The following is a 302-nucleotide window of genomic DNA, read 5'->3' on the forward strand; positions in this document are numbered from 1 at the left end:
CTGTAGGTGACGTTTTCGCCGTCGCCATCCACCGCCGCTACGGTGCCAATCACATCGCTATCGAGTGAGTTCTCGTTGTACTCAAACGCGTAATTCTCGACGGGGTTGTCATCGTCATCGACAAAGATCGGGCTGTCTTCATCCAGGTTCAGCTCACTGAGCTCCACATTGATGTTGGTGGATTTCACTTCGCCTAAGCCTTCGTCTTCGGTGGCAGTCACGACAATGTTATGAACATTCGACGCAAGCTCAAAGTCGTTGGTAAACGCAGCGACTCCTGCGGCGGTTAAGCTGATCTCACC

At 52.6% G+C, this 302-nt stretch carries 1 protein-coding gene; it reads right to left on the bottom strand.

Annotated features, from left to right (window positions below):
• Positions 1 to 302, bottom strand: a 302-nt coding sequence (locus RJ47_RS21480) for a hypothetical protein (protein ID WP_039485314.1), incomplete at both ends; no start/stop codon positions are given.

The organism is Vibrio sinaloensis (assembly GCF_000808535.1).
GTDB classification, from domain to species: domain Bacteria; phylum Pseudomonadota; class Gammaproteobacteria; order Enterobacterales; family Vibrionaceae; genus Vibrio; species Vibrio sinaloensis_D.